We start from the raw sequence: 25,469 nt of genomic DNA, 5'->3' as shown, positions 1-25,469 counted from the left end.
TTAACCGTGCTGTTTTTTTGTGGGACAGACAGGGAATCGACACTTTCCTTACTTGTATATTCGCTTCTTTTCGAATAAACTATCTGTATAGGGTAGTAGGAGCATGTGCAAAAGGGGGGGACGAAGTGACATCCATGGATACACTTGATGTCAATCAAAAAGCGTATGTACTTCTCAGGGAAGATGCGGAGAAGATCGTCAAGCTGATTGAAGTGCAAATGGCGAATTTGGCAACCAGAAAGTGTCCTCTGTATGAGGAAGTTTTAGATACACAGATGTATGGCTTTTCACGTCAGGTTGATTTCGCAGTCCGCGCTGGACTGGTGCAGGAACAGGCCGGCAAAGATATGATCAGTGATCTGGAGAGAGAGCTGGCGAAGCTTTATGAGGCATTAAATCGAATAGTTGAGAATGAATAACATTCTTCTCGCTTCATAAGAAGGGACGGAAACCCGTACAAGGTTTCCGTCCCTTTTGTTAGGATTCGGCGCGCAAGATGACTAAACCATAAAGAAAGCAATCCCGAGAATGATATACACAAGCAATAGCAGGACACCTTCATACCAGTTGGTGGTTCCGTCGCGGGAGATTGATTTGGTTATAAAGGCCGCGACTCCGATCGCGACCAGTTCATAGGTCGTGAATACGATGTCCATCGTATTGCCCATGAAATAGCTGACGAAAATGAGCACCGGGGCCACAAACAAGGCAATCTGAAGACTGCTGCCGATGGCAATTTCCACTGCTGCTCCGATCTTGTTTTTCATCGCAAGGAAAATGGCGGCGCTGTGTTCCGCAGCGTTCCCGATAATCGCAATCAGGAAAGCACCCACGAACAATTCAGACAGTCCAAATCGGGTTGAGAAATCTTCCAGATTGCCGACCAGCCATTCACTGACGAAGGCCACCATCGCCGTAGCGAGGAAGAGAAACAGAATGGAGACACGCTTTGACCAGGCGGGCTCCTCATGCGCATGAGCGGATGGCTGACCGTTGCCTGCCTCGATCACATCTGCCAGTTCATTCTTGTGCGTAACCATGGAGAAGAGGAGCCAGAGCAGATAGGCCAATATGAGAAATCCGGCTACCGCCAAACTGAAAGTCTCCGTTTTTTCTACCGTAAATTCACGGGCAAATACAGCTGGAATAAACAACACGATGACAGCAAGCAGCATAAGGGAGGCATTGTGGCCGGCGAGCATCACATTGAATCGCTGAACCTTGAATTTCAGGCCTCCCAATAGCAGGCTTAATCCGAGCACCAGCAACATGTTCCCGATAATGGAGCCGGTAATGCTGGCCTTCACCATCTCGAAGAGCCCCTCTTTGACGAGAAAGATGGCAATAATGAGTTCTGCGGCATTGCCGAACGTGGCATTCAGAAACCCGCCCATTCGCTGGCCTGCGTAATGGGCTACACTCTCGGTTGCTTTACCGAGAAAGGCAGCGGCCAGTACGATGGCGATCGAGCAGACGATAATCTGCGTCGTGGCGCTGGCGTGGCTGTAATGCAGAATACCGCTGGTGACAAACATGGCTGCCAGTGCAGCATAAAAAATGTTCTTCTTCAAGCCAATTCACCTCTTGTGGAATGGATAAGTTTTTAATGAATACCTGACGAAAATGATTTTACCATATCATGACATCGACTTGCCAATCTGTTTTTTTTGTGTGGATGGGAAGCGCAGAGATGGATTGAATTTGAGCGGGCAACAGGGTAAAATAGGAAAAAAGGCTGGAGAGGAGATACACAGATGAACGAACTTGAACAAGGCAGTGTCCGTATTTCGAATGATGTGGTTGCAACCATTGCAGGATTGGCTGCTGTAGATACATCCGGTGTAGCAGGCATGTCCGGAGGCATTTCAGAGGGGATAACGAAGAAACTGAGCGGCAAGCAGGTGCAAAAGGGCGTGAGTGTGGAAGTAGGGGAGCAAGAGGCAGCGATTGATCTGAAAGTAATCGTCCATTATGGCAGTAAGATCCATGAGGTGTGCAGAGAGCTTCAGGAAAATGTAAAGGAAGCCATTGAGAATATGACGGGACTGCAAGTGGTCGAAGTCAATGTGAAGGTGGAAGGCGTGGCTTTCAAGGAGGAGGAGCCGCTCGCGCTGGAGCCGGCGAAAATCAAATAAGGTAACATTCAAATCATTCCGATACAAAAAATAGCGGGCGTTCAAACAACAAATGAACGACCGCTATTTTTCATTTTTAGCTGTATGATGGCGGGAGATCGACAGGATCATTCCCATGCTGATCATGGATACCAGCAAGGAAGAACCGCCATAGCTGATAAAAGGAAGCGTCACACCCGTCATCGGGATCAGGTTGGTCACACCACCCATGTTAATGAACGCCTGCACGGCGATGAGTCCGACAATTCCCGTGCCGAGCAGTGACCCGAATGTGTCCTTGCAACGAAGTGAAATAATGAGTGCTCTCCACAGCATCCCCAGATAAAGGAGCAAGAAAATCAGGATGCCGATAAAACCAAGCTCTTCACCGATAATGGCAAAGATAAAGTCATTATGCGCCTCCGGCAAATAGTGCAGCTTCTGAATGCTCTGACCGAATCCGGCCCCCGTTAACCCGCCATGACCGAAGGCAAACAGGGAATTGATAATTTGCATCCCTGATCCAAGTCGGTCCGACCATGGGTCCATATAGGTCGTAATCCGGCTAAATCGGTAGCCAAGCTCGGTGGAGTTGAGCAGGAAGTACAGACCGAGCAGCAGGGAAGCCGGAGCAGTGACGACGGTGCCAGCTGCAAACAGCTGCTTCAAGCTGGCGCCACCGGCCACGATGACAATCAGGGAAGAAATAATCAGGATCATCGCGGTACCGAAGTCTGGCTGAAGCATGACAAGCGCCGCCATAAATCCGACGATCACGAGCGCGGGTAGCAGTCCTTTTTTGAAATTGCGAATCTTGTCCCCTTTTTTGCTGACAAGCGCGGCCAGATACAAAATAACAGCCAGCTTGGCAAATTCAGAGGGCTGAAGTCCGATGGAGCCGAAGCGTATCCAGCTCTTTGCTCCGTTGATCGGTGCAGTAAACAGAACGACAATCAACAAAAAGACGACCCCGAGAAAGGCCAGAAAGAACCATTTACGAAACACCGTATACGGGATGTTCATGACGATCAGCATCGAAAAGGTGCCGAGTACAAAAAACACCAGCTGACGCTTGGTGAAGAACATCGCGTCACCATAATCAATCGTGCCAATGGGTGAGCTGGCACTGAACACCATGACAACGCCGAATCCGGTGAGCAAGAAAGTCAGGATAAGCAGAATAAAGTCCGGCGTACCTCTGTGCGTGGACTTCATAGGCGTTCACTAGGAAAGATGTTGAAGCAGGGATTCGATTTTTTGCTGGGCTTGTTTCACATACGGAGCAGGGATGACGGCTTCGTCATAGTTGACTCCATGTGGGAAAGTGGCTACGCCAAGGTAGGCTTCTTCAATGACGAGAACTGCGCTTGGAGATTCCAGCTTTCCTTCTACTACTCTCGTATTAATACGCAGGAAATAGTCGTGCTTGGCATCGTTATCGATCATTTTATAGTCATATGTAGCCCGGTAGTATTCCCACTGCCAACGAACAAATCCAGCCTGCTCCATCACGGCGTCCAGATGGCTCAGTTCGCTTTTTAATCCTTTTGTCTTGTTTTCCAATATCATAACGTCTAAACCTCATTTCTGCATACGTTGTGTTTTCTTTCATTCTTTTCTCCTATCCATGATAGTATGTTTACTATGCAAGCGCAAGCAATCAATTTGAATATTTATTGTCATTCACAGCTTTGATACAATAAAGGAATGAAGACATTTTATCCGGATCATACCGAATGAGTGGGGAGTCGTGCCGCGTGAAAGCGAACATACACGAGTTAAAACAGTCTGAACAGCAATGGAGGCAGTGGAGACGGTTTCTCCACCAGCATCCAGAGCTGTCCTATCAGGAGAAAGAAACGACCGCCTTTGTAAGGCGCATGCTGACAGAATGGGGAATTCCGAGTCGCTCGGGAGAACATGGACATGGCATCATCGCAGACATTGCAGGCAGTCGTCCGGGTCCTACCGTCGCCCTGCGTGCAGATATGGATGCGTTGCCGATTCAGGATCAGAAAACGTGCGACTATCGTTCCAGGCAGGCAGGGGTTATGCATGCATGCGGGCACGACGGACATACCTCTGTATTGCTCGGTCTGGCCAAATTTTTTGCCGAGAATCGGCAGGAGTTGAACGGAAATGTGCGTCTTATCTTCCAGCATGCAGAGGAATTCACGCCAGGCGGCGCCGTCGCGATGATTCGCGCAGGTGCTCTGGAAGGGGTGGATGTCGTCTATGGCATTCATTTGTGGACGCCGCTTCAGGTCGGTCATATCGCTTCGGCTCCGGGTCCCTTTATGGCGGCCGCCGATGAGTTCACGATCGATGTCCGGGGCAAAGGGGGGCATGCAGGACTGCCTCATGAAGCCGTCGACAGCATTTATATCGGGTCTCAGCTCGTTCAGAGCCTGCAGGGAATTGTGAGCAGACAGATCAATCCGGTTCAGCCTGCTGTCGTTTCCGTCTGTTCGTTCCAGGGTGGGAGCAGTTTCAATATTATCGCCGATCAGTGTCAGCTGAAGGGGACGGTTCGAACCTTCGATGAACAGACCCGACATCAGATTCACAATCGGATTCGGCAGTTGACCGAGCATGTAACGACGATGCATGGGGGCATGGGTGAGCTGCATTATCAGGACGGCTATCCATCTGTTGTGAATCATGCACGGGAATTTGAACGGTTTGAGCGGATCGGGGTGGAGCAGATGGGTTCGGAACGCGTGCAGAGAATGCCTTATGTGATGGCCGGAGAGGATTTCGCCTATTACTTGCAGAAGGTGCCTGGGTGCTTCATGTTTGTAGGCGCTGGCAATCCGGATAAGGGAATGGTCTATCCGCATCACCACCCTCTGTTCGATATCGATGAAGATGCTCTGCTGATCGCCGGGGAACTGCTTGTATCCATGACGCTGGATTACATGCAAACTCATACGGAATAAATCACCAAGTCTGTCTCTCGCATGAGCATACGGCCTTCCGGTCAATCTAAGAGTGTCCACCCATCAACTGGATGGGTTACAGATCAGATTGATTTCAGAGGAGGAAAGGCCATGCATACATTGCGTGATATTATGAGTGAGGATTGTGTGACGGTGAACTTGCAGGACAATGTATATGAGGCTGCCGTGAAGATGAAGCAACATGATATCGGCTTTGTTCCGGTCGTCGATGGCAAACGGATGCTCGGCGTCATTACCGACCGTGACCTGGTTGTACGAGGCTATGCGGAAAAGCGTTCCGGCTCTTGTCAGGTCGAAGAAGTCATGAGCACCCACATTACGTGCGCCTCGCCGGATACGACGATTGATGAAGCAGCCAGCATGATGGCACAGCAGCAAATTCGCCGATTGCCAGTTTGTGAGAACAATGAGCTTTGCGGCGTGGTTGCGATTGGCGATTTGGCGATTCACAGCGACTCCAAGGATGAAGCGGGAGATGCACTGAGCCAGATTTCAGAACATACCCATGTCTGAAACGGAGTCTGTTCTGTTCATAGCTTTCTAATGCCAAGCGTACCTTCATGAACAGATCTTTGTCATGAACCGTGAAGACAGACGAACCCTTGCGTATGGATAATGGCGCAGGGGTTTTTCGCATGGGATGGAACAGGCAGGAATCAGGTGGAGTGATTTGGGGAAAAGGGAGTCATACTAACGGTTGTAGGACATCTGAATGAAGGAGGATGAACATGTCACCGTCAAACCCGCAGCCACTCATCGTGCAAGCCAATGGCACCATCTTGCTGGAAACCGCCAGTGATCCTGAACGAGTAGTTCGGACCAGTCTGCATCGATTTGCGGATCTGCAAAAAAGCACGGACGACCATCTGACGTATGTGATTCATTCGCTATCGCTCTGGCATGCGGCTGCACAGGGCGCACAGCCCGCTGAACTGATCCGGTTGCTGCAAACCCATGCCAAATTCGGTGTGCCGCAGCACTTGCAGGAAGAGATCCGGGGCAGTATGGGGAGATATGGGAAGGTAAAGCTGGAAAAAGATGAAGCTGATGGCAAGCTGACGCCCCATTTAAAGCTGAGCGCAGAGGTAGAGACGCCGCTCGATCTGATTCGTGAAGATGCTGAGCTGGCCCAATATGTCGTACAGGATGTACATAGAAATGAATTGAAGTTGCAGGCAGACGGCAGAGGATGGCTGAAGCAGAGACTGGCACTCAAGGGCTGGCCGGTGATGGATTTTGTCGGGTTTGATGAAGGAGAGCGACTGGAGGTGGCCTGGCAATCCGGGAGAGCATGTCAGGCAGATGTAGTATTTCAAATCCGAGACTATCAGAAAGAAGCCATTCACAGCTTTATGGCGCACGAACAGCTCCACGGAGGAAGCGGAGTCATTGTACTGCCATGTGGTGCAGGCAAAACGATTGTTGGCATCGGAGCGATAGAGGCATGCCAGTGCGCTGCCCTTATTCTGACCACGAATCAGACCTCTGTACAGCAGTGGCGCAGGGAACTATTGGAGAAAACAACCTTGCATCCCCACCAGGTGAGTGTATACAGCAGTGAAGACAAGCAGGTCGCGCCGGTTACGATTGCTACATACCAGATGCTGACCTACCGGCGGTCAAGAGATGGCGCATTCCAGCATTTAAGTCTGTTTCAGCGCAGGGACTGGGGGCTGATCATTTACGATGAAGTACATTTGCTGCCTGCCCCTGTTTTTCGCATGACCGCGGAGCTTCAGGCCAAACGGAGGCTGGGCTTGACAGCTACGCTCGTGCGAGAGGACAGTCGGGAAACGGATGTATTCTCGCTGGTGGGCCCCAAAAAATATGAAAGCGGCTGGAAACCACTCGAGAAAGCCGGTTTCATTGCCCGTGTGGACTGTGTGGAGTATCGGGTGCTACTGGGAGATGCCGAAGAGGCCTATCTGTCGGCGTCCGGACGGGAACAGCTGCGTATGGCTGCCGTTCATCCAAGCAAGCTGGAAGTGGTTCGGGCCTTGCTGAAGAAGCATCAGGGAGAGCAAATCCTCGTCATGGGAACGTACCTGGATCAGTTGAAGCGCATAGCCCATGTACTACAACTCCCGTTGATCAGCGGGCAAACCTCTCAATCTGTGCGGGAACACTACTATGAACAGTTTAAACGGGGAGAATTCCAGCACCTGTGTGTGTCCAAGGTGGCGAATTTTGCCGTTGACCTTCCGGCTGCTTCGGTAGCCATTCAGGTTTCGGGCAGTTTTGGTTCCAGGCAGGAGGAAGCTCAGCGCATCGGACGCATTATGCGACCGAAAGAAAATGGGCAGCGAGCGATGTTTTATACGGTCGTCACGCAGCACACCAGGGAACAGGCGCAAGCGAGGCATCGCCAATTGTTCATGCTGGAACAAGGTTATCATTATACGGTGAAGCATTGGGAAGGAGGGGACAGCCATGCACGCCTCACGGCTCATTGACAAGTCTCCGGCCCTCTGGCTGAGACAGCTCAAGCAGCATCCGGTAATCAGCAGGCTTTTACACGAACAGCAGTACGAAGATTTGGCAGCATGTCTGACCAATGAAACCTCTGTGAAGATGCTCTATCAATCTTTGTCTGAACGCACCCGTCAGATGCTGCTCCCGATTTTGCTGCGTTTTGGCATGGGGCCTTTTCCGGAAGAACAGTGTCATCAGTTTGGTCAGTCCAACGGGTCATTGGCGGAGGTCAAGATCACCATTCTGGAACTGAGACGTAGCGGGTTGCTGTTTGCTGGCAGAAAATCCTGGGGAGACCGTCTACTGGCTTTTCCAGCCGAAACTTTTGAGCATTTGATCCGTCTGATCCTATCCGCTGACCCGATTAAGAGCGTCCGTAAGGAAGAGGAAGATGATGCGCATGTGGGGATTCAGGAACCCGATTTTCAACTGGCGGTCCTTCGGTTTTTATACGAAGTGAAAATGAAGGGCGGTCTCTCGATCACCCAGAAGGGGACGATTCATAAGCGGGAGCTGCAACATTTGCAGGGGAAGAAGGCTTTCCCGGAGCAAGATGAGTGGCGATATATGCCGCTTGTGCTAGGGGATCATACCGCGTCTGGATACCGACCGCAAGAAGTCGTTGTGCTGGAATATGCACATCGTCACCAGTTGCTGAAACGTCAATCAGGGAAGCTAAGGATTGCGGAGGATGAATGCCGCACATGGCTCCAGCTCACTTATGAACAAAAGCAGCAGCAATGGCTTGAGATGTGTCGAAGCTATTTGCTTCCGTCTGCTCCCTGGCTGCAATGTGCATGGGCATGGGTGATCCGGCAACCCGCTGTCGAGTGGTTCTCCGCGCAAGGGTTGTTCGATCTATTGCAACAGGCGTATGACACCTCGCACGCAGCGTTGAAGCAAGAGCAGGCAGAAGAAAAAAATCCGCCATTTACGGCTGATTCACTGGAAACTCATCTGCTGCTGCCTCTGACCTGCCTCGGATTTCTTCACCTGCATCATGAGGAGGGGAAGCAGCAGAATCAGTATCGAACGGCGATGGCGTCACCCAAGCAAGTTGAACCTCACCTGTACGTGACTGCTGATCTTACCGTCTACGCTTCCCCCTATGCGCCATCCTCGCTCTTATGGGAGCTGTTTCATTATACGGATGAGGAAAGTGGATGTCTCCACCGGAAAGTGACTATGTCCGCGCTGCAACGAGCTGTGCTGTATGGCTATCAGCCGGAGGGAGTGATTTCCCTGCTAAAAGAGGGGGGCGGTGTCCCCTTGCGGGCTGAGACCAGAGCATTGCTTGCTGACTGGATTGATATGATCGGAATCGCCCAGGTACAGGAGGTGATGATGGTGACCTTTTCTCATTCTTTCCATTTGAAAATGATTCAGCAGCATGAACCATTCCGCTCTTCGCTGGTTGCGGTCCTCCATGAACGAGCCTGCATCCTTGAAGCAGAAGCGTGGACAGAGGTGGAGGCTTATTTGGGTAAGCATCACTGTGTGTCCACCTCTGCGTCATCTTCTTCACGGCTGACAGACAAACCAGACAGACCAGAGAAGCAGGTCAAACACGTCAAGGAAAGCAAGGAAAGCAAGGTTAGGATGGATAGTAAAGATCGCAAGGAAAGCAAGAATAGGATGGATAGCAAAGATGGCAAGCAGGAAGAGTCCCACACTCAAGGCTGGTTGGCAGATCGAATCAGTCTGGACAGGTACACCCTGGAGAGCGACTGTCCAGACATGGAGGAAATCTACAGCGGCATGCAGGACATTCCGGGTATGTGGCTGCATCAGATGCGGAATTACCATGCATCCACGGTACACAAATGTATTGAACAGGCGATTGCGTGGGGCGCCCGACTTCGCTTGAAGATTAAAGGGGAAATCATGGAAATTACGCCTCGCCGTCTGGAGGCTAGCGGCCCATCCTGGCGTGTTTCCTGCTTGCTGGATGGAACGCCGAGCAGCCTGTTTCCTGAGGAGTGGGAACAAATTCAGTTGATTTTACCAGGTATAAATGATACAACTGAGTTAACCTCAGAGATGAAGGAATGATGCAAATCATGAGTGTGACAGAACAACACGCACTTGATCTCTCTGTGTTGATGATGGAAAGCTATGAATTGGCAGACCTCATTAAACGCTCACAGGAGATGAAGGCTTACCTATATTGGAAGGAACAGCTGGCTGCAAGTGAAGAGGCTCAGAAAGGCATTCGCGAACTGGACAGAGAGAAGGAAAGCTTCAGGGAATACGAACGGTTCGGGCATTTCCATCCGAGCTATCATGAAGGTATGGAACGAGTGAAGGCCGTGGAGCAGAAGCTTCACACGCTGGAGGTTGTACAGGCCTTTATGAAGAGTGAAGAGGAATTGGATCAATTGCTTTATGAGGTGTCCAAGCTTATTGCTCATTCGGTCTCGGACTCCATCAAAGTTCCTTCCAATCAGCTGCTGCCCGAAAGCGGATGCAGTTCTGGCGGAAGTTGCAGTGGAAACTGCGGATAGGACGGATATCGAGCCCCTTTGCAGAGCGAGAGCAGAAACCACTGCGCAGTGGCCCCAGGATAGTCAGGTTACAGCAGAAAACAGCGTCAGAAGCAGCGGAAACAAAAGGGTGCACAAAATATCGTAAACCAAGTGGACTCGATCGCTTGGGAAAGGGAAAGAGCAGGCAAGGGGGAAGAGAGATGAGGGAACGAACCGGGTTGATTGTATGGGTTCAGGACTTACGATCCAGCAAGCCATTGGAACGATTAGGCTCTTTACACTATACATCCAAACGAATGAACTATGCTGTCCTGTATGTACCGACCGATCAGAAGGATCAGGTGATTCAGCAGCTTCAGCGGTATCCTTTTGTTAAACGAGTTGAATTATCGATGCGTAAAGATATCAAGACCGAATATAGCTCAAAAATACCGGACAAGACGACGATGTACAGTTTGTAAAGAAAAAATGAACAAAAAAAAGTGGAATTCACGTAACATGAATTATTCTTGACGATTCTCCCTAATTGTGGGAGAATTTTTTTATATTTTCCACAAAACCTTTGCAATTAGGTGGAAAAAATAGTTCAAATGGATTATAATAGAGATAAGATGATGATCTGAAAGAACTACACTGGGATCGGAAAGGAGTTGAATTAAATGAAAGACAGAGTCATGAACCGTTGGAGTACGTATGAGCCTTTTTTCGTAGAGGTCGGAGACAAGAGGATCGCAGACATCGTGATTACGAACCATGCCAAGTTCCGTTGGAATGACCGGATCGTAGACGATGGACAATCGATTGAAACCATTTGTACATACTTATGGGATAAATTGAAGAATGGACAAGTTGAATCGTATTATCGACATGAGGAAGACGTTTACCTGGTCGAAGATGACATTGTGATGGTCGCTGAATTTTCCAATTTGGATCGGGAAACGGATATCGCAGGCAATCCGCTTCACAAGATGATTGTCGTTACGTTCCTCGGTCGAATGTCCGAGACCATAGAATTAAGGGATTTGAAATCTTACTATTCGTGGCTTCGTCATTCTCGCAGAATGACCCTGATCAAAAACGGCAGAAAAAGGAGATAATGAGTCCCCAAGATGAGAATGACAAAAGATTGGCACCCATATCGTGATGAATAGTATGGACAGCGTTCAAGCAGATTGAGCGACTGTCCATTTGTGTTATATAGATGCATTTCCAGACGGGAACGGGTAAAATGGGAATACGATTGTGCACGCGCAAGGAGGCCTGACATGGCGATCAACTTTCATCAGCTTCACATCTTTTACACCGTCGCAGAACGTGGAAGCTTTTCTTCTGCGGCTCAAATGCTGCATATGTCGCAGCCGGCGGTAACGATGCAGATTCAGTCCCTGGAAGATTATTTTGGGGTGAAGCTGTTTCACCGTTCCACCAAAAAGGTAGTTTTGTCCGAAGCAGGCAAGACCCTGATGCCCTATGCAAAGAAGAGCATGCAGATCATGAAGGATACCGAGCAGGCCATGGCCAGCTACACCGAGTCATTAAAGGGAGAGCTTCAGCTCGGAGCGAGTCTGACCATCGGGGAATCCATCTTGCCGCGATTGCTCGGTTACTTCTCCAAACAGTATACACACATCTCCTATAAACTGAAGGTGATGAACACCACTCAGATTATGGAGGAGGTTCTGAACCATCAGTTGCACATTGGCCTGGTAGAAGCTGAGATCAAGCATCCTGAGTTGACGGTCGAGCCCGTTCTCAATGACGAGCTGATGCTGATCGTACCGAAGGGACACCCGCTCTTTGAGCAGGAGACCGTGACCCTGGAAGAGGTGCTTCGCCAGCCTTTTGTCCTCAGAGAGCAGGGATCGGGAACGAGACAGGTTATCGAGGAAGTGTTCATGGAGCACGGCGTGTCTCCGGAGACGTTGCCCGTCGTGATGGAGCTTGGCAGTACTGGTGCGGTCAAATCAGCTGTCGAAGCAGGACTTGGAGTGAGCATATTGTCCGCGGCCTCCGTCAAGCACGAAGTGGCGCTGGACATTATTCGAACCAAGCCGATTACAGGCATGCAAATGCGGCGCCATTTCTACATTATTCATGAAAAGGACCGCTTGCTTCCGCTCCCGGCGACGACCTTTCAAGCTTTTATTCAGGAGAAGGATATGAAAAACTGGAACCTGATGAACGAATAAATCGGACACGAGCCAGTCAAATGGCATGGATCATCAAACCGACAGAGAGGAGAACGGATGGATGACATCACAGCAGCAAAGTGAAAAACGATATGATTTGCATACGCATACTACCGCTTCAGATGGCATGCATACGCCTGCTGAACAAGTCGAACTAGCCAGTCAGGCTGGTCTGGCCGGCATCGCCATCACCGATCACGATACACTGGGAGGCTTGAAAGAAGCGGCAGAGGCTGGAGAGAAGTGGGGAATCGAGATCATTCCAGGTGTCGAAATCAGTACGGTCCAGAATGGCAAGGATATTCATGTCCTTGGATACTGGATTCAACCAGATGACAACGTGTTGAAGGAGAGGCTGCAAGGTTTGCGTGATGCGAGACAGCGACGCAATCATCAGATTATTCGCAACTTGCAGCAGGCTGGCATTGCCATTGAACTGGCGGATGTTCGCAAGGCAGCAGGCAAGGAGGATGACACCATCGGACGGCCTCATATTGCCGATGCGCTTGTCCAGCTCGGTGTAGTCCAGGACATGAGGGAGGCGTTTGACCTCTATTTGGCTGAAGGTGCGAAGGCTTATGCACAGGTAGAACGCATTTCACCGTACGAGGCACTAACCTGGATTCATGAAGCGGGTGGCGTTGCGGTGCTGGCTCACCCCGGACTGTATCAGGACGACGAACTGGTGGAGCAAATTGTGAGCACGGGAATGGATGGGTTGGAGGTCAGACACTCCGATCATACGGGAGAAGACGAAGACCGATATACCCGATTGGCTGACAAGCTGAAGCTGATCCAGACAGCGGGCTCTGATTTCCATGGAAGTCGTCAGGGCAAGATTTTTCATGGTCCGCTCGGCAACCGATATGTGACAGCGCCAGTTTTGCAACAGTTAAGACAGTTAAGAAAAATTCGTCAACGATAAGCTGTTGGAAATCATTCCTATTCAACAGATTCATACAGAGATATTGTACAATGTTTGTAAATGGTTTATAATTACCTTCGTATAGAGAGACGCTAACCCTAGCGGAGGGATGAAATATGCTTGACAATCAAGAACACAATCGTTTGTATACGATCAAGGAAGCAGCCATGAGGACCGGTCTGTCCACCCAACTGATTCGGAAATGGGAAGAGCGGTATGAAGCGGTAAAGCCATCGCGTTTTCCGAATGGTTATCGGGGATATACGCAGTATGATATCGAGACGTTAATCTGGTTGAAGAACAAAGTCGATGAGGGGATGCCCATCGGGCTGGCTGTACAGGATCATCAGCACCAGAGCGGTTCGGGGCAGATCATGCTGGATCAGTCCGAGAAGCGGGAGACGGCTTCTGTCAGTGAAGTGGAAGATTATCAGAATCGGCTGCTGACGTTTTTCCTTCAGCTGGACTACAATGGCGCCCAGCGCTTTTTCGATCGGCTGACAGGTCTACATCACTTGGACTTTGTACTTCGAGAGGTGCTTCAGCCCGTATTAATTCACATCGGTGAGCTGTGGGAGAGCGGGGAAATATCTGAATTTCAAGAGCATTTCGGTTCTAATTTTGTGAGGGAGCGGGTACAGGCGGTCAAGAATCTGTTTCCACTAACGGACAATGCCCCCCTGATCGTGACCTCCTGTGGACCGGGGGAGAGACATGAAATTGGCATCTTGTACTTTGGCTATTATGCGATGCTGGAAGGATACCAGTTTGTTTATCTTGGCGCTTCTCCTTCCGAAAAAGGGATCCTGGATTGCCTGGATCAATTTCAGCCGGTCGCCTTTGCCTTTAGTTTCTCCACGCATGAGCATCTGAAAAAAGCGATGCCGTTTCTTCAGAAACTGGATCGGCAAATTCTGGAGCGCGAATTGAAGACCCATGTCTTCATCGGAGGAAGATCGATTGCCCATGATCAGTTTATGGAGGGCACCCAGCGCGTCCACATGCTGTCAGGGGATGCGAAGGAAGCGGTAAAGAAGATGGTAAAGGTTATTCAGAAGGTGTAGGCAGGAGAGCGACAGGATCGTGGTCAGCCTGCGATAGAATCGCGATGAGTCTAATGAACAAAGAGCTTCCCGCATACAGGACGGTTTATCCTGGTCGGGAAGCTCTTTGTTGTGGTAGGAAATCACATTACAGCCAAGTGAATTACTTGATTTCACAGGGCAGGCTTTGCACCCGTTCTTCCGAAGGGGTGACATAGATCGTTTTCTGATGATCATAGATGACGAAGCCGGGCTTCGCGCCCGTTGGCTTGCGCACATGCTTGATGGCCGTATAGTCCACCGGAACCTGACTGGAGAATCTCGCTTGAGAATAGTAGGCAGCGAGCATGGCGGCTTCCTGCAGCGTCGCTTCACCGTACTCCGTACTGCGAATCACGACATGAGAACCGGGGATGTCTTTCGTATGCAGCCACGTATCTTGGGAACGGGCAATGCGATTCGTGACATAATCGTTTTGCGTGTTGTTTTTACCAACATAGATCGGAATTTGTTCGCTGGACGTGTAGCAGAGCAGCTGCGGCACGGATTTGCCTTTTTTCTTGCGTCCTTTGTCTCGGTTGCGACTGCGTTCTCTCAAATAACCTTGCTCTACCAGTTCCTCCCGGATTTCTATCACATCAGATAACTGGGCATGATCGAGCTGATGGATCAGGTTGTCCATGTAGGTGATTTCCTCGCGGGTTTGCTGCAACTGCTCCTCGACTACTTTCACACTGTTTTTCGCCTTGTTGTATTTTTTAAAATAACGCTGGGCGTTGTCCGAGGGACTCAAGGTTGGATCGAGCGGGATCTCGATGAATGCCTGCTCTTCATCATAATAATTGATGACTGAGATCGAGGATGCGCCCCGCTTGACCGCATGCAGCGAGGCGGTAAGCAGTTCTCCGTATATGCGAAATTGCTCCGCCTGATCGGCCTCTTGCAACGTTTTTTGCAGCTTTTTTATTTTCTTTTCATTTTTGGTTCGTTCATTTTGCAGCCACTTTTTCAAATTCCCCGTCTTTTGCTTGATGGCATCCTCTTCCGCTTTGTCCCCATAGTAAGCTTCGAGCAGTTCACTGATGGTCTCGTAGTGCGTCTGCTCTCCGGTGAATTGTTGTAAAGGGAGTACATAGAAGGACCATTTGTCCTGCTCACTGTCCAGACTCAAATTGGGCTGGATGTCCTGAATCAGAATGGGACGAAGCATCGATTCGAACGCTTCAGCGAGTGCATCTGCCTGTCGGATGGACAGCTGGTTGAGCGTGAACGACACCGTCAAACCGGCACGCGCAACTAACTCTTTGGCTGAGAGCGGGCTGAACCCTTTCCACTGTTCGAGTATCCATTTCCAGATCGGCATATCGTCCTCGTGGGGGTGCTGATGAATGAGCTGGATGACGGCCTCCTGCATGTCCTTGCGGGAGCTCTGCAAGGTGTGGTGCTTGTCCTGTTTCGGTGGTTCGATATAGGCCTGCCCCGGCAGCACAATCCGGTAGGAGCTGAGCGCCGGGGTTACATGATGAATGCTGTCGATGATCGTATTGGATTTCGTATCGACCAGGATGGTATTGCTGTGTCGGCCCATCAGTTCGATAATGATCAGCTTTTGGGTGAGGTCACCCAGCTCATCCCGGTGACGAACATGCAGGTGCAGCACACGCTCCAGATCCGGTTGCTCGATTCGTTCGATGATCCCGTTTTCCAGATGCTTGCGCATGAGCATACAGAACATAGGCGCCTCTGCCGGATTCTGATAGGTTTTTTCGGTCAGATGAATGCGGGGATAAGTCGGATTCGCTGATATGAGCAGCTTCATGTTGCGTCCCTGGGCACGGATTTGCAGAATCAGATCTCGTTCCGCGGGCTGATGAATTTTGTTGATGCGGCCGCCTACACAGGCTTGCAGCTCTTGAGCCAAACTGTATAAAAAGAGTCCATCTATCGCCATGGTCTCGCTCTCCTCTTTTCTCTCTGTTGCGAATTTAGCTACACCTCGTACCGTGTGCACGCGATGCGTGCAGAAGTCTGCGTTTTTATGGAGATGTCCTTTCATTATGATGCCATAAATAACGAAGAAAAGAAAATACAGTCTGTCCGTAAAGATGGGATATTTTCCAGCTTGTCTGAATACATTTGTCCTAGTAGAAGTTATGGGAGGGAGAAGCGAATGAATGACAAGAGTGAGAGCCGCTGGTTCATGGAGCCGACACTGCAAGTGATGAAGCAGCTGCATGTCCGGCAGAGCCAGGGATTGTCCGTGGCAGAGGCACAGAAACGCCTGGACGAGAACGGCCCCAATGTGTTGCTGGAAGCCAGCAAGGTATCCCCGATTACACTCCTGCTCGGTCAGTTTAAGGATTTCATGGTGCTCGTTTTGCTTGGCGCTACGCTCATCTCCGGTTTGCTCGGAGAATATCTGGATGCGATCACCATCATTGCAATCATTCTCGTCAATGGCATCCTGGGTTTTATGCAGGAATTTCGGGCGGAGAAATCCCTGCGTGCCTTGAAGGAGCTTTCCGCTCCGAAGGCGCGGGTAATGCGGGACGGCAAGATGGTGGATATCCCCGCTTCCGAACTCGTGGCCGGCGATATTATCTGGATGGAGAGCGGGGATCGCGTTCCCGCAGATGCCAGGCTGTTCGAGGCAAATGGCTTCTATGCGGAAGAGTCTGCGCTGACGGGGGAATCCGTCCCGGTTCAGAAGCAGTGTGAGCCAATTGCAGACCGCGATGCCCCGCTCGGCGACCAAAGCAATATGGCCTTTATGGGAACGCTGATCTCGCGCGGAACGGGCAAAGCGGTCGTGGTGGCAACAGGTATGGATACGCAGATGGGGAAGATTGCCGATCTGATCCAGCACACCGAGGAAATGCAAACTCCGTTGCAGCATCGCCTGGAGCAATTAGGCAAGCTGCTGATCCTCATTTCGATCGGGCTGACGATGATGGTGGTCGTGGCCGGTATTTTGCACGGTCAGCCAATGTATGGCATGTTTCTGGCGGGTGTCAGTTTGGCGGTGGCGGCCATTCCGGAAGGACTGCCGGCTATCGTGACGGTTGCACTGGCTCTCGGGGTGCAGCGTATGATCAAGCGCAAAGCCATCGTGCGTAAGCTTCCGAGCGTTGAAACGCTGGGCTGTGCCTCCGTCATTTGCTCTGACAAGACCGGCACACTGACGCAAAATAAAATGACCGTGACCCATTTGTGGGCAGAAGGAAAGGTCATGGAAGTAAGCGGAGAAGGGTATCGACCGCACGGGAGCATTCAGACGGAAGGGAAGCCGGTGGACCTGCGGGGAGATCAGACGCTGCGCAGATTGATGCAGGCTTCTGTACTGTGCAACAATGCGGAGCTGGTGGAGCTATTCCCGGAAACGAAGCGCAAAAAACAAAAGAAACAGCTTGAATCGGAATGGCAGGTGAAGGGAGACCCCACCGAAGGGGCCCTGATTGTGCTGGCTGCAAAAGCAGGGATGACCAGATCGAGTACCACAGGTCTGTATGAGCGACTTCGTGAATTCCCCTTCGATTCAGATCGCAAGCGGATGTCCGTGGTCTGTCAGCATCAGGGAGGCAGGCTGGTCTTCGCCAAAGGAGCACCGGATGTCATGCTGGATCAATGCCAATATATGATGTGGGAAGGCAAGATCATGCCCCTGACCAGTACGATGAAGCAAAAGGTGCTGGCAGCCAATGAAGCGATGGCCCGCTCAGCGCTCAGAGTGCTCGGGCTTGCCTATCGGGATGTGAAGAGCAGTGAGCAGCTGGAATCCGAGTCGGCCGCTGAACAGGGACTGGTGTTCATCGGGTTGACGGGCATGATTGACCCGCCACGCAAGGAAGTGCGGTCCGCGATCGGTACTTGTAAACGGGCTGGCATCAAAACGGTCATGATTACCGGTGATCATCGAACGACCGCTGAAGCCATTGCGGGACAGCTCGGCATGATTCCTCGCGATGGCAAGGTGATGGACGGAAAACAGCTGTCCATGATGAATGAAGAGCAACTGGATCGGGTAGTGGAGGACGTCTATGTCTATGCCCGCGTATCCCCGGAGCATAAACTGCGCATCGTTAAGGCGTTGCAAAAGAAAGGCCACATCGTGGCGATGACCGGTGACGGGGTCAACGATGCACCGGCCATCAAGGCCTCCGACATCGGGATCGCCATGGGCATCACGGGAACAGATGTGTCCAAGGAAGCTTCCTCTCTCATATTGAGTGATGACAATTTCGCTACCATCGTGGCCGCCATTGAGGAAGGCCGAGGGATCTATGAAAATATTCGCAAGTTTATCCGTTACTTGCTTGCCTCCAATGTCGGAGAAATACTGGTCATGTTTATCGCCATGATGCTCGGCATGCCGTTGCCGCTCGTGCCAATCATGATCCTGTGGGTGAATCTCGTGACAGATGGACTGCCCGCGATGGCGCTCGGGGTAGATTCCTCCGAGAGTGATCTGATGGAACAGAAGCCGAGGCCAGCCAGAGAGAACATCTTCGCCCGCAGGCTGGGATGGAAGATTATCAGTCGCGGCATCTTGATCGGGATCTGTACACTGGCCGCCTTCTGGCTCGTGCTTCAGGAGAATCCGAATGATGCGGCGCATTTGATGAAAGCACAGACCGTTGCCTTTGCAACCTTGGTGATGGCGCAGCTGATTCATGTGTTTGACTGCAGAAGCTCACGATCGATCTTTCATCGCAATCTGTTTGAGAACAAGTATCTGGTGGCAGCGGTGTTGTCTTCGGTTGTGCTGCTGCTGGCTGTCCTTTATCTCGATCCACTCCAGCCCGTCTTCAAAACGGTTGATCTGGGCTTGAGAGAATGGGCACTGGTCTTCGTCTTCGCTGGTATACCTACATTCTTTATGGGTGCGGGCAGTGTGCTGCGCGGCGCCCCGAAGAAAAAACGCCGGATCAAGTACGCTGGTTAACGAAAAACAAGGCCAGGCTGTTGCTTGATCGCTTGGCAAAAAGCTGCCGCAAGACTGAACAGCCCCAAATGTGAGACCTCTCGTCTGACATACGGTGCGGCTGTTCAGGAAACGGCAGCTTTTTCAGTTTTTGTTGCGGTCTGATGTTCACCTTACGGACAATTGACATTGAGTACGATGGAGGTGGTGATCGGCAGACCTAATAACGTGCTAGTCGCCGAGATGGTGACGGTACCCACCCCTCCGACTGAGACGTTGGCGACAAAGGCACCTGTAATCGGGTCGGTGACGACGACGGTATCCAGTGAAATGACATTTGCGGTTCCGGTCTCCTCTGCAACAGCCAGATCGACCGTCGCACCCCCGATTGGGGTTCCGATTGGCGAGAGTAGCGTGCCAGAGATCGGAATCGGCAGGCCACATGCTGGGCCAGTAATTGTAGAGATTGGAACAGAGATGGAGAGGGTTCCTCCGGTCGAGAAGACATCCTGGATGAGATCCAGCACATTTTCAAATTTGAACTGAAGCAGCATTTCTTTCTTGATGACGTTCTGGATTGTTCTGCGCACACTGGCATTTACCGCAAGCAAACTATCGAAGGTAATATTCGGATCAGCCAGCACAGAAGTGGTCGGGGTAAGCGTCCCCAGTACAAATTGCAATTTCTCCGCTTCCGCATTCAATATATGGCCCAAAGCCAGTTCTTCCAGTGCAATGCTGCTTAACAGCAACGGGACAGTTTGACCGACAGTGACCGAAATGCTCGGTGTGATGTTCGGAATATTCGGTAGAGACATGCATACAGCCCTCCTCATTGATCTTCCTTATTACCATATTCATCTGTCCGGTAATGGAACAGGCACCTGCCGATAGACATACACCTGTTTGTGTGAACGTGGAGAGGCTTGTATCCTCAGAGAAATGAGATCAGACCAAAGTTAGAGCATGGACAGGCAGTCTTGCAAGGCATGGAATTGAACAGGCCGCCTGACAAGCGATCTGAATGGAGAGGTGGTCTAGTAGGAGTAGGGTACGGGATTAGACTGGCAGGCATGAGATGGAGCACCATCATGTGTGATAATGCAAAAAGTTATACGCTCAATCAGTGGGCATTTGCTCTGACTTCCGTTAAGATAATAGCAGAAGATGTTATCGTCAAATGGACAGAATAAGCGGATACGCCGAAAATGGCGGATGCGAGACCGTCTGTCCTGAATCCAGACTGCTGAGATGAATGGGAGTGTCATAGATGAACTTTACGAAAATGAATGGACTTGGAAATGACTTTATCGTGGTTGTGGCAGACCAGCTGCCGGAGAACGCCAGTGAGCTCGCGATTGCGTATTGTGATCGCCATTTCGGGATTGGTGCGGACGGGCTAGTATTCATTCTTCCTTCGGAGGAAGCGGATTACCGGATGCGCATCATGAATTCCGATGGTTCAGAAGCGGAGCAATGCGGGAATGCCATTCGTTGTGTAGCGAAATACGTATACGACCAACAGATGGTGAGCAGTGAGCAGGTATCCATTGAGACGATCGGAGCCGGTGTGCAGAACGTACAGATTACGGCAGAGAATGGAACCGCTAAAACCGTGCGGGTAGATATGGGCAAGCCTATCCTGGAAGGGCTGAAAGTGCCGACCACGATTGATCAGGAAACCGTGGTCAATCAGGATATTGAAGTGGATGGACAAACCTATCAGTTTACGGCTGTTTCCATGGGAAATCCGCATGCCGTTATCTACGTCGATGATGCGGTACAGTTTGACCTGCACCAGTGGGGACCGAAGCTGGAGACCCATCCGATGTTCCCGAACAAGATTAACGTTGAATTCGCAACCGTGAAATCCCGCGATTATGTAGATATGCGCGTGTGGGAGAGAGGGGCAGGGCCGACCCTTGCCTGTGGTACCGGAGCGTGTGCGACCCTGGTTTCATCTGTGCTGAACGGGCATACGGATCGTGCTGCCACCGTTTCGCTCAAGGGTGGAGACCTCTTCATCGAGTGGAGCGAGGAAGATGGTCATGTGTATATGACCGGACCGGCTGAGACCGTGTTTACGGGTACCGTTTAAGACCGAATACAGACAACTGACAACGAAATCGATCGGAATGAACGAGTACAGCTGGGGCAGAAGTAAGCGTCCCGGCTTTTTTTCTCTTTCCGACAGGCTCTTTGGCGGCATGACTTCATTCATTGTCCAATTCCGACAATCATGGTATGGTATTAACAAGAACGCAAGGTGTGCGAATGCATGAAGAAACCATTCACGATAAATTTATGAAGAAACAGGTGAGATTGGGGATGAAATCTGATATTAGAACGGAGTGGAGCCGTCGGATTCTCGTGGGCGATGGCGCGATGGGAACCTATTTGTACCAGCAGGGCTTTCCGGTGGGCATCTCATACGAGGAATTGAATCTGACAAAGCCGGAGGTCATTGCGGATGTGCATCGCAGGTACTATCAGGCGGGGGCCAGAGTCATCGAGACCAATACCTTCACGGCAACGAGAGAAAAGCTGGCCAAATTCGGACTGGAAAACGAAGTCGAAGAGATCAATCGGGCAGGTGTCCGTATCGCCAGAGAAGCGGTAGGCGAAGATGCCTTTGTTGTTGGCGCCGTCGGATCAATCCGAGCTGGCAAACGCAAAAACATGCGAACCGCTGCTATCAGGGCGGACTTCACGGAACAGATCGAGGCACTGCTCGCTGAAGGGGTAGACGGGTTGATGCTGGAAACCTTCTTCGATGTGGAGGAGATGATGCTCGCAATGGAATTGATCCGTGAGCGGAGCGATCTGCCGGTCATTAGTCAGTTTGCCGTTGAAGAAGCAGGGAGAACGACAGACGGATATGAGATGACGCGCGCATTTGAACTGGTCAGCAAAGCTGGCGCAGACCTGATTGGATTCAACTGCCGCAGCGGTCCCAATCGGATGCTGAGAAGCCTTGAAAGTCTCGGGGAAATGGAAGGACAGCACTTTTCTGTCTACCCGAATGCCGGGATTCCGGATTACGTGGACGGGAAATTTACTTATATGGCCACACCGGCTTATTTTGCAGACAACGCAGTCAAATTTGCTTCCCTCGGCGCACGGTTAATCGGTGGATGCTGCGGGACGACTCCAGAGCATATCGAAGCGATGGCGAAAGTGCTGAACAAGCTCGATGTGAACGTACTGGCCCAGCAGCAGCTGGAAGCCGATGCACTGTCGGCGATGAACAGGGAATCGGCTGTGCAGCCCTCTGTAGTACCAGCAGGAAAAACTTCGTCAGAGGCGCATTCATCGGTCGAAATCCGCCAGATTCACGAGCCTAATATCGTGGAGCTGGTCAAGCAGCGTCACACGGTCATTGTGGAACTGGACCCACCGAAGGATCTGAATATCGATACCTTCATTGAAGGTTCCATTGCCCTTCAGGAAGCGAAGGTCGATGCTATCACCATGGCCGACAATTCACTCGCTGTGACTCGGATGAGCAATTCAGCTCTGGCCTACCTGCTGCATGACAAGCTGGGCATTCGTCCGCTCGTACACATTGCCTGCCGGGATCGGAACTTGATCGGAACGCAATCTCATATGATGGGCTTCGATGCCATGGGTATTGATCATGTGCTTGCTGTTACCGGAGATCCGGCCCGATTCGGAGATCTGCCAGGTTCCAGCTCCGTATATGACTTGACCTCTTTCGAGATCATTCGCATGATCAAACAGCTTAACGAGGGCATTTCCTTCTCCGGGAAGCCGTTGAAGCAAAAGGCAGGCTTTGTTGTAGGGGCTGCCTTCAATCCGAACGTGAAATATCTCGACAAGGCTGTCAAGCGACTGGAGCGCAAAATTGAATCCGGTGCAGACTATATCATGACCCAGCCGGTCTATGATGCGGATCTGATCGAAGAAATCTATCAATCTACCAAGCACTTGGAAGTGCCCATCTTTCTCGGGATTGCGCCACTGGCTAGCGGTGGTAACGCGGAATACTTGCATAATGAAGTACCAGGCATTCAGCTCTCTGATGAAGTTCGCGAGAGAATGGCCGGACTCAAAGGCCCTGAGGGCAGGGCGATGGGCGTACAGATTGCCAAGGAACTGCTGGATGTTGCGGTGCAGCGTTTTAATGGCATTTATCTGATGACTCCGTTCATGGCATACCAGATGACGGTTGACCTGACACGCTATGTTTGGGAAATCACGAACCGTTCCGATTCCCACTTGTACCCTATGACAAAATAAACTACAATAGGGTAATGGATGTGATCATATATGATTCGCAGTATGACCGGATTTGGCCAAGCTGAACGGCTCTATGACGCCTATCAGATCAAGGTCGAGATGAAATCCGTCAATCATAGATACCTGGAAGTGAATGTGCGCTCCGGCAAGGAATGGCTGGAATTTGAAGAAGTCATTCGCAAAACGATTCAGCAGCAGGCAAAAAGAGGCCGCTTTGACGTCTATTTGTCCGTCGAGCAGACCGGTCAGCCAAGCAAACGTCTGAATCTGGACTGGGATCTGGCTGATCAGTGGATGCAGATAGGTCAGGAAGCGGAGCAACGGTACGGACGTGCCGGTTCTCTTCATTTTTCTGATTTGCTGAAGCTCCCTGACTTGTATCAGATCGAGGAAGGCGATACAGAGGACCCGGATCGATTTGCCAGGGAGCTTGAGCTGGGCATCTCAGAGGCGCTGGCTCATCTTCTTCAAATGCGAGAGGCAGAAGGAAAGCATTTGCAGCAGGAGCTGGCAGAGCGGGTCGGAACCTTGCGAACGGTTCATGCCGATATCCGGGCTTGTCGTCCGCAGGTGCTGGCCGATACACGCAGCAGACTGCATCATCGCCTCCAAGAGCTGCTGAGTGATTCGTCTATCGAGGAGCATCGATTTGCCATGGAAATTGCACTCCTGGCTGAACGGTCAGATATCACTGAGGAATTGACGAGACTCGAGAGCCATTTCGAACAATTTGATCGCTTGTTACAAGCTGATGAACCTGTAGGCAGAAAAATGGATTTCCTCATTCAGGAAATGAATCGGGAAGTGAACACCATCGGATCGAAATCGAATGCGATTCAGATCGCCGAGTGGGTGGTGGACTTGAAATCCGAATTGGAAAAGATCAGGGAACAGGTTCAAAATATCGAATAAAATTCCCATCGCATGTATCTTACACCTGCAAGGTGTGAATAAGAATAGGGAGGAACTGAAATGGCGATTAAACTTATCAACATCGGATTTGGGAACATTGTTTCCGCCAATCGAATTATCTCTATTGTAAGTCCTGAATCTGCTCCTATTAAACGCATCATTCAGGAAGCACGTGATCGGCACATGCTCATCGACGCTACATACGGCAGAAGAACTCGTGCAGTCATTATTACAGACAGTGATCATGTGATCTTGTCAGCGGTGCAGCCCGAGACCGTGGCCCATCGCCTGTCAGCCAAAGACGACGATCAAGACGAATAGTGAAGTGAGGTACTCATGGAAAAGGGATTGCTAATCGTATTATCCGGTCCTTCAGGTGTCGGGAAAGGAACCGTATGCACGGCGCTTCGTCCGAAAATGAAGGATCTTACCTATTCCATCTCCGCAACGACCCGATCTCCGAGACCGGGAGAAGTAGATGGAATCAATTATTTCTTCAAAAGCAAAGAAGAATTTCAGTCCATGATTCAGCAGGATGAACTGCTGGAATGGGCGGAATACGTAGGGAATTTTTACGGGACTCCCGCCCCTTTTGTTCGTGAAACCCTGGATAAGGGCAAGGACATCATCCTCGAAATCGAAGTACAGGGTGCACTTAAAGTGAAGGAGAAATTCCCGGAAGGCATTTTCATCTTCCTCATTCCGCCTTCTCTGAATGAACTGGAAAACCGGATTGTGGGAAGAGGCACCGAGACATCGGAGTCCATTCAAAACCGGATGAGTGCAGCGCGCGAGGAACTGAGCATGATGCAGAATTACGACTACGTGGTCGTCAATGATGAGATCGAGCTGGCCTGTGCACGCATTCAATCGATCATTGCTGCGGAGCATTGCCGCAGAGAACGTGTTTTCCCAAATATAAAAAAACAGATTCTTGAGGTGAAATAAGATGTTATATCCTTCTATTGATAAGCTAGAAGTGAAAGTTGGCAGCAAGTATTCACTGGTCGTCGCCTCCTCAAAACGAGCCCGACTGCTCAGAGACGGATCACCAAGTCAGCTGTCCTCCCCTAAATCACACAAATATGTGGGACGCGCACTCGAGGAAATTTATGAGGACCTGATCGAAATTGAAGAGGAAAAAGCCGAGTAACAACCGCAAGGTTGTTATTTTTTTCATGAGAGGG

The 25,469-nt window shown here is 50.7% G+C and carries 23 protein-coding genes and 1 pseudogene; 19 read left to right on the top strand and 5 right to left on the bottom strand.

The features are described 5' to 3' along the window. Positions 1-134 precede the first annotated feature (134 nt). Positions 135-419 (top strand): DUF1507 family protein, encoded by a 285-nt coding sequence (locus ACFSUC_RS01235; RefSeq protein WP_379927652.1) that lies wholly within the window; start codon positions 135-137, stop codon positions 417-419. An 81-nt stretch (positions 420-500) separates the two neighbouring features. Here ACFSUC_RS01235 and cax read toward each other — a convergent pair whose 3' ends face one another. Continuing rightward, the gene (cax, locus tag ACFSUC_RS01230; protein ID WP_379927562.1) at positions 501-1,571 is read right to left on the bottom strand and encodes a calcium/proton exchanger; all 1,071 of its coding nucleotides are present in this window, start codon (positions 1,569-1,571) and stop codon (positions 501-503) included. Positions 1,572-1,754: 183 nt separating this feature from the next. On the opposite strand from cax, the gene ACFSUC_RS01225 reads away from it, so the two are divergent. Continuing rightward, positions 1,755-2,135: an Asp23/Gls24 family envelope stress response protein gene (locus ACFSUC_RS01225; protein WP_379927561.1), complete on the top strand. Its 381-nt coding sequence runs from the start codon at positions 1,755-1,757 to the stop codon at positions 2,133-2,135. Positions 2,136-2,198: 63 nt separating this feature from the next. Here the strand turns inward: ACFSUC_RS01225 and ftsW are convergent, their stop codons facing one another. Both ftsW and ACFSUC_RS01215 read right to left on the bottom strand, forming a co-directional pair. Further along, entirely contained in the window at positions 2,199-3,329 is a 1,131-nt protein-coding gene (ftsW, locus tag ACFSUC_RS01220; protein ID WP_379927560.1) for a putative lipid II flippase FtsW, read from the bottom strand. A 9-nt stretch (positions 3,330-3,338) separates the two neighbouring features. Beyond that, positions 3,339-3,683 carry a YugN family protein gene (locus ACFSUC_RS01215; RefSeq protein WP_379927559.1) on the bottom strand — a complete coding sequence of 115 codons (345 nt, stop codon included), beginning with the start codon at positions 3,681-3,683 and terminating at the stop codon, positions 3,339-3,341. 167 nt (positions 3,684-3,850) lie between these two features. Here ACFSUC_RS01215 and ACFSUC_RS01210 point away from each other — a divergent pair, with 167 nt between their 5' ends. The 10 genes from ACFSUC_RS01210 (at position 3,851) to ACFSUC_RS01165 (ending at position 14,210) form a co-directional block, all read left to right on the top strand. Further along, positions 3,851-5,053 carry an amidohydrolase gene (locus ACFSUC_RS01210; protein WP_379927558.1) on the top strand — a complete coding sequence of 401 codons (1,203 nt, stop codon included), beginning with the start codon at positions 3,851-3,853 and terminating at the stop codon, positions 5,051-5,053. A gap of 111 nt (positions 5,054-5,164) precedes the next feature. Next, on the top strand, positions 5,165-5,587 hold the full coding sequence (locus ACFSUC_RS01205) for a CBS domain-containing protein (protein ID WP_379927557.1): 423 nt from the start codon (positions 5,165-5,167) through the stop codon (positions 5,585-5,587). Between the two features lie 215 nt (positions 5,588-5,802). Then, positions 5,803-7,527 (top strand): DNA repair helicase XPB, encoded by a 1,725-nt coding sequence (locus ACFSUC_RS01200; RefSeq protein ID WP_379927556.1) that lies wholly within the window; start codon positions 5,803-5,805, stop codon positions 7,525-7,527. Further along, a complete protein-coding gene (locus ACFSUC_RS01195; protein ID WP_379927555.1) occupies positions 7,505-9,598 on the top strand; it encodes a hypothetical protein in 2,094 nt (697 codons plus the stop codon). The genes ACFSUC_RS01200 and ACFSUC_RS01195 overlap by 23 nt, the downstream gene beginning before the upstream one ends. Before the next feature lie 8 nt (positions 9,599-9,606). Then, a complete protein-coding gene (locus ACFSUC_RS01190; protein WP_379927554.1) occupies positions 9,607-10,050 on the top strand; it encodes a YlbF family regulator in 444 nt (147 codons plus the stop codon). Positions 10,051-10,232: 182 nt separating this feature from the next. After that, on the top strand, positions 10,233-10,493 hold the full coding sequence (locus ACFSUC_RS01185) for a YlbG family protein (RefSeq protein ID WP_379927553.1): 261 nt from the start codon (positions 10,233-10,235) through the stop codon (positions 10,491-10,493). Between the two features lie 198 nt (positions 10,494-10,691). Next, positions 10,692-11,129, top strand: a complete 438-nt coding sequence (locus ACFSUC_RS01180; protein WP_379927552.1) for a hypothetical protein — start codon at positions 10,692-10,694, stop codon at positions 11,127-11,129. A 168-nt stretch (positions 11,130-11,297) separates the two neighbouring features. Further along, positions 11,298-12,221, top strand: coding sequence for a selenium metabolism-associated LysR family transcriptional regulator (locus ACFSUC_RS01175; RefSeq protein ID WP_379927551.1), 924 nt, complete (start codon positions 11,298-11,300; stop codon positions 12,219-12,221). Between the two features lie 61 nt (positions 12,222-12,282). Continuing rightward, positions 12,283-13,146 carry a PHP domain-containing protein gene (locus ACFSUC_RS01170; protein ID WP_379927550.1) on the top strand — a complete coding sequence of 288 codons (864 nt, stop codon included), beginning with the start codon at positions 12,283-12,285 and terminating at the stop codon, positions 13,144-13,146. A gap of 116 nt (positions 13,147-13,262) precedes the next feature. Beyond that, complete coding sequence (locus tag ACFSUC_RS01165; protein WP_379927549.1) at positions 13,263-14,210, top strand: MerR family transcriptional regulator; 948 nt, start codon at positions 13,263-13,265, stop codon at positions 14,208-14,210. A gap of 142 nt (positions 14,211-14,352) precedes the next feature. Here ACFSUC_RS01165 and ACFSUC_RS01160 read toward each other — a convergent pair whose 3' ends face one another. Beyond that, positions 14,353-16,140, bottom strand: coding sequence for an Rqc2 family fibronectin-binding protein (locus tag ACFSUC_RS01160; RefSeq protein ID WP_379927548.1), 1,788 nt, complete (start codon positions 16,138-16,140; stop codon positions 14,353-14,355). 219 nt (positions 16,141-16,359) lie between these two features. Between ACFSUC_RS01160 and ACFSUC_RS01155 the strand changes: the two genes are divergently transcribed. Further along, the gene (locus tag ACFSUC_RS01155; RefSeq protein ID WP_379927547.1) at positions 16,360-19,131 is read left to right on the top strand and encodes a calcium-translocating P-type ATPase, SERCA-type; all 2,772 of its coding nucleotides are present in this window, start codon (positions 16,360-16,362) and stop codon (positions 19,129-19,131) included. Positions 19,132-19,622: 491 nt separating this feature from the next. Here ACFSUC_RS01155 and ACFSUC_RS01150 read toward each other — a convergent pair. Then, positions 19,623-19,928 (bottom strand): annotated as a pseudogene (locus ACFSUC_RS01150) (hypothetical protein); the annotation flags it as partial. A 452-nt stretch (positions 19,929-20,380) separates the two neighbouring features. On the opposite strand from ACFSUC_RS01150, the gene dapF reads away from it, so the two are divergent. The 6 genes from dapF to rpoZ all read left to right on the top strand — a co-directional run bounded on the left by dapF (position 20,381) and on the right by rpoZ (position 25,435). Beyond that, positions 20,381-21,208, top strand: a complete 828-nt coding sequence (dapF, locus tag ACFSUC_RS01145; protein ID WP_379927546.1) for a diaminopimelate epimerase — start codon at positions 20,381-20,383, stop codon at positions 21,206-21,208. Between the two features lie 230 nt (positions 21,209-21,438). Next, positions 21,439-23,370, top strand: a complete 1,932-nt coding sequence (locus tag ACFSUC_RS01140; RefSeq protein ID WP_379927545.1) for a bifunctional homocysteine S-methyltransferase/methylenetetrahydrofolate reductase — start codon at positions 21,439-21,441, stop codon at positions 23,368-23,370. 30 nt (positions 23,371-23,400) lie between these two features. Then, the gene (locus tag ACFSUC_RS01135; RefSeq protein ID WP_379927544.1) at positions 23,401-24,282 is read left to right on the top strand and encodes a YicC/YloC family endoribonuclease; all 882 of its coding nucleotides are present in this window, start codon (positions 23,401-23,403) and stop codon (positions 24,280-24,282) included. Between the two features lie 60 nt (positions 24,283-24,342). Beyond that, positions 24,343-24,603, top strand: coding sequence for an extracellular matrix/biofilm regulator RemA (gene remA / locus ACFSUC_RS01130; protein ID WP_379927543.1), 261 nt, complete (start codon positions 24,343-24,345; stop codon positions 24,601-24,603). 15 nt (positions 24,604-24,618) lie between these two features. Next, positions 24,619-25,230, top strand: a complete 612-nt coding sequence (gene gmk, locus ACFSUC_RS01125) for a guanylate kinase (protein WP_379927542.1) — start codon at positions 24,619-24,621, stop codon at positions 25,228-25,230. A gap of 1 nt (position 25,231) precedes the next feature. Further along, positions 25,232-25,435, top strand: coding sequence for a DNA-directed RNA polymerase subunit omega (rpoZ, locus tag ACFSUC_RS01120; RefSeq protein WP_379927541.1), 204 nt, complete (start codon positions 25,232-25,234; stop codon positions 25,433-25,435). Positions 25,436-25,469: the final 34 nt, after the last annotated feature.

The sequence above is a fragment of the Marinicrinis sediminis genome, assembly GCF_042685085.1.
Lineage (GTDB): Bacteria > Bacillota > Bacilli > Paenibacillales > KCTC-33676 > Marinicrinis > Marinicrinis sediminis.
Note: the sequence above shows the minus strand (reverse complement) of the source record. Positions and strands in the feature narration are given on the sequence as shown.

What these genes read in the sequence shown, in the direction of transcription:
- ACFSUC_RS01140 (WP_379927545.1), top strand. Translation starts at nt 21,439, where the DNA reads ATGAAATCTGATATTAGAACGGAGTGGAGCCGTCGGATTCTCGTGGGC.
- ACFSUC_RS01135 (WP_379927544.1), top strand. Translation starts at nt 23,401, where the DNA reads ATGATTCGCAGTATGACCGGATTTGGCCAAGCTGAACGGCTCTATGAC.
- ACFSUC_RS01160 (WP_379927548.1), bottom strand. Translation starts at nt 16,140, where the DNA reads ATGGCGATAGATGGACTCTTTTTATACAGTTTGGCTCAAGAGCTGCAA.
- ACFSUC_RS01205 (WP_379927557.1), top strand. Translation starts at nt 5,165, where the DNA reads ATGCATACATTGCGTGATATTATGAGTGAGGATTGTGTGACGGTGAAC.
- ACFSUC_RS01225 (WP_379927561.1), top strand. Translation starts at nt 1,755, where the DNA reads ATGAACGAACTTGAACAAGGCAGTGTCCGTATTTCGAATGATGTGGTT.
- gmk (WP_379927542.1), top strand. Translation starts at nt 24,619, where the DNA reads ATGGAAAAGGGATTGCTAATCGTATTATCCGGTCCTTCAGGTGTCGGG.
- ACFSUC_RS01210 (WP_379927558.1), top strand. Translation starts at nt 3,851, where the DNA reads ATGAGTGGGGAGTCGTGCCGCGTGAAAGCGAACATACACGAGTTAAAA.
- remA (WP_379927543.1), top strand. Translation starts at nt 24,343, where the DNA reads ATGGCGATTAAACTTATCAACATCGGATTTGGGAACATTGTTTCCGCC.
- ACFSUC_RS01165 (WP_379927549.1), top strand. Translation starts at nt 13,263, where the DNA reads ATGCTTGACAATCAAGAACACAATCGTTTGTATACGATCAAGGAAGCA.
- ACFSUC_RS01200 (WP_379927556.1), top strand. Translation starts at nt 5,803, where the DNA reads ATGTCACCGTCAAACCCGCAGCCACTCATCGTGCAAGCCAATGGCACC.
- ACFSUC_RS01155 (WP_379927547.1), top strand. Translation starts at nt 16,360, where the DNA reads ATGAATGACAAGAGTGAGAGCCGCTGGTTCATGGAGCCGACACTGCAA.
- rpoZ (WP_379927541.1), top strand. Translation starts at nt 25,232, where the DNA reads ATGTTATATCCTTCTATTGATAAGCTAGAAGTGAAAGTTGGCAGCAAG.
- ACFSUC_RS01195 (WP_379927555.1), top strand. Translation starts at nt 7,505, where the DNA reads ATGCACGCCTCACGGCTCATTGACAAGTCTCCGGCCCTCTGGCTGAGA.
- ftsW (WP_379927560.1), bottom strand. Translation starts at nt 3,329, where the DNA reads ATGAAGTCCACGCACAGAGGTACGCCGGACTTTATTCTGCTTATCCTG.
- ACFSUC_RS01180 (WP_379927552.1), top strand. Translation starts at nt 10,692, where the DNA reads ATGAAAGACAGAGTCATGAACCGTTGGAGTACGTATGAGCCTTTTTTC.
- ACFSUC_RS01185 (WP_379927553.1), top strand. Translation starts at nt 10,233, where the DNA reads ATGAGGGAACGAACCGGGTTGATTGTATGGGTTCAGGACTTACGATCC.
- ACFSUC_RS01235 (WP_379927652.1), top strand. Translation starts at nt 135, where the DNA reads ATGGATACACTTGATGTCAATCAAAAAGCGTATGTACTTCTCAGGGAA.
- ACFSUC_RS01170 (WP_379927550.1), top strand. Translation starts at nt 12,283, where the DNA reads ATGACATCACAGCAGCAAAGTGAAAAACGATATGATTTGCATACGCAT.
- dapF (WP_379927546.1), top strand. Translation starts at nt 20,381, where the DNA reads ATGAACTTTACGAAAATGAATGGACTTGGAAATGACTTTATCGTGGTT.
- ACFSUC_RS01175 (WP_379927551.1), top strand. Translation starts at nt 11,298, where the DNA reads ATGGCGATCAACTTTCATCAGCTTCACATCTTTTACACCGTCGCAGAA.
- ACFSUC_RS01215 (WP_379927559.1), bottom strand. Translation starts at nt 3,683, where the DNA reads ATGATATTGGAAAACAAGACAAAAGGATTAAAAAGCGAACTGAGCCAT.
- ACFSUC_RS01190 (WP_379927554.1), top strand. Translation starts at nt 9,607, where the DNA reads ATGAGTGTGACAGAACAACACGCACTTGATCTCTCTGTGTTGATGATG.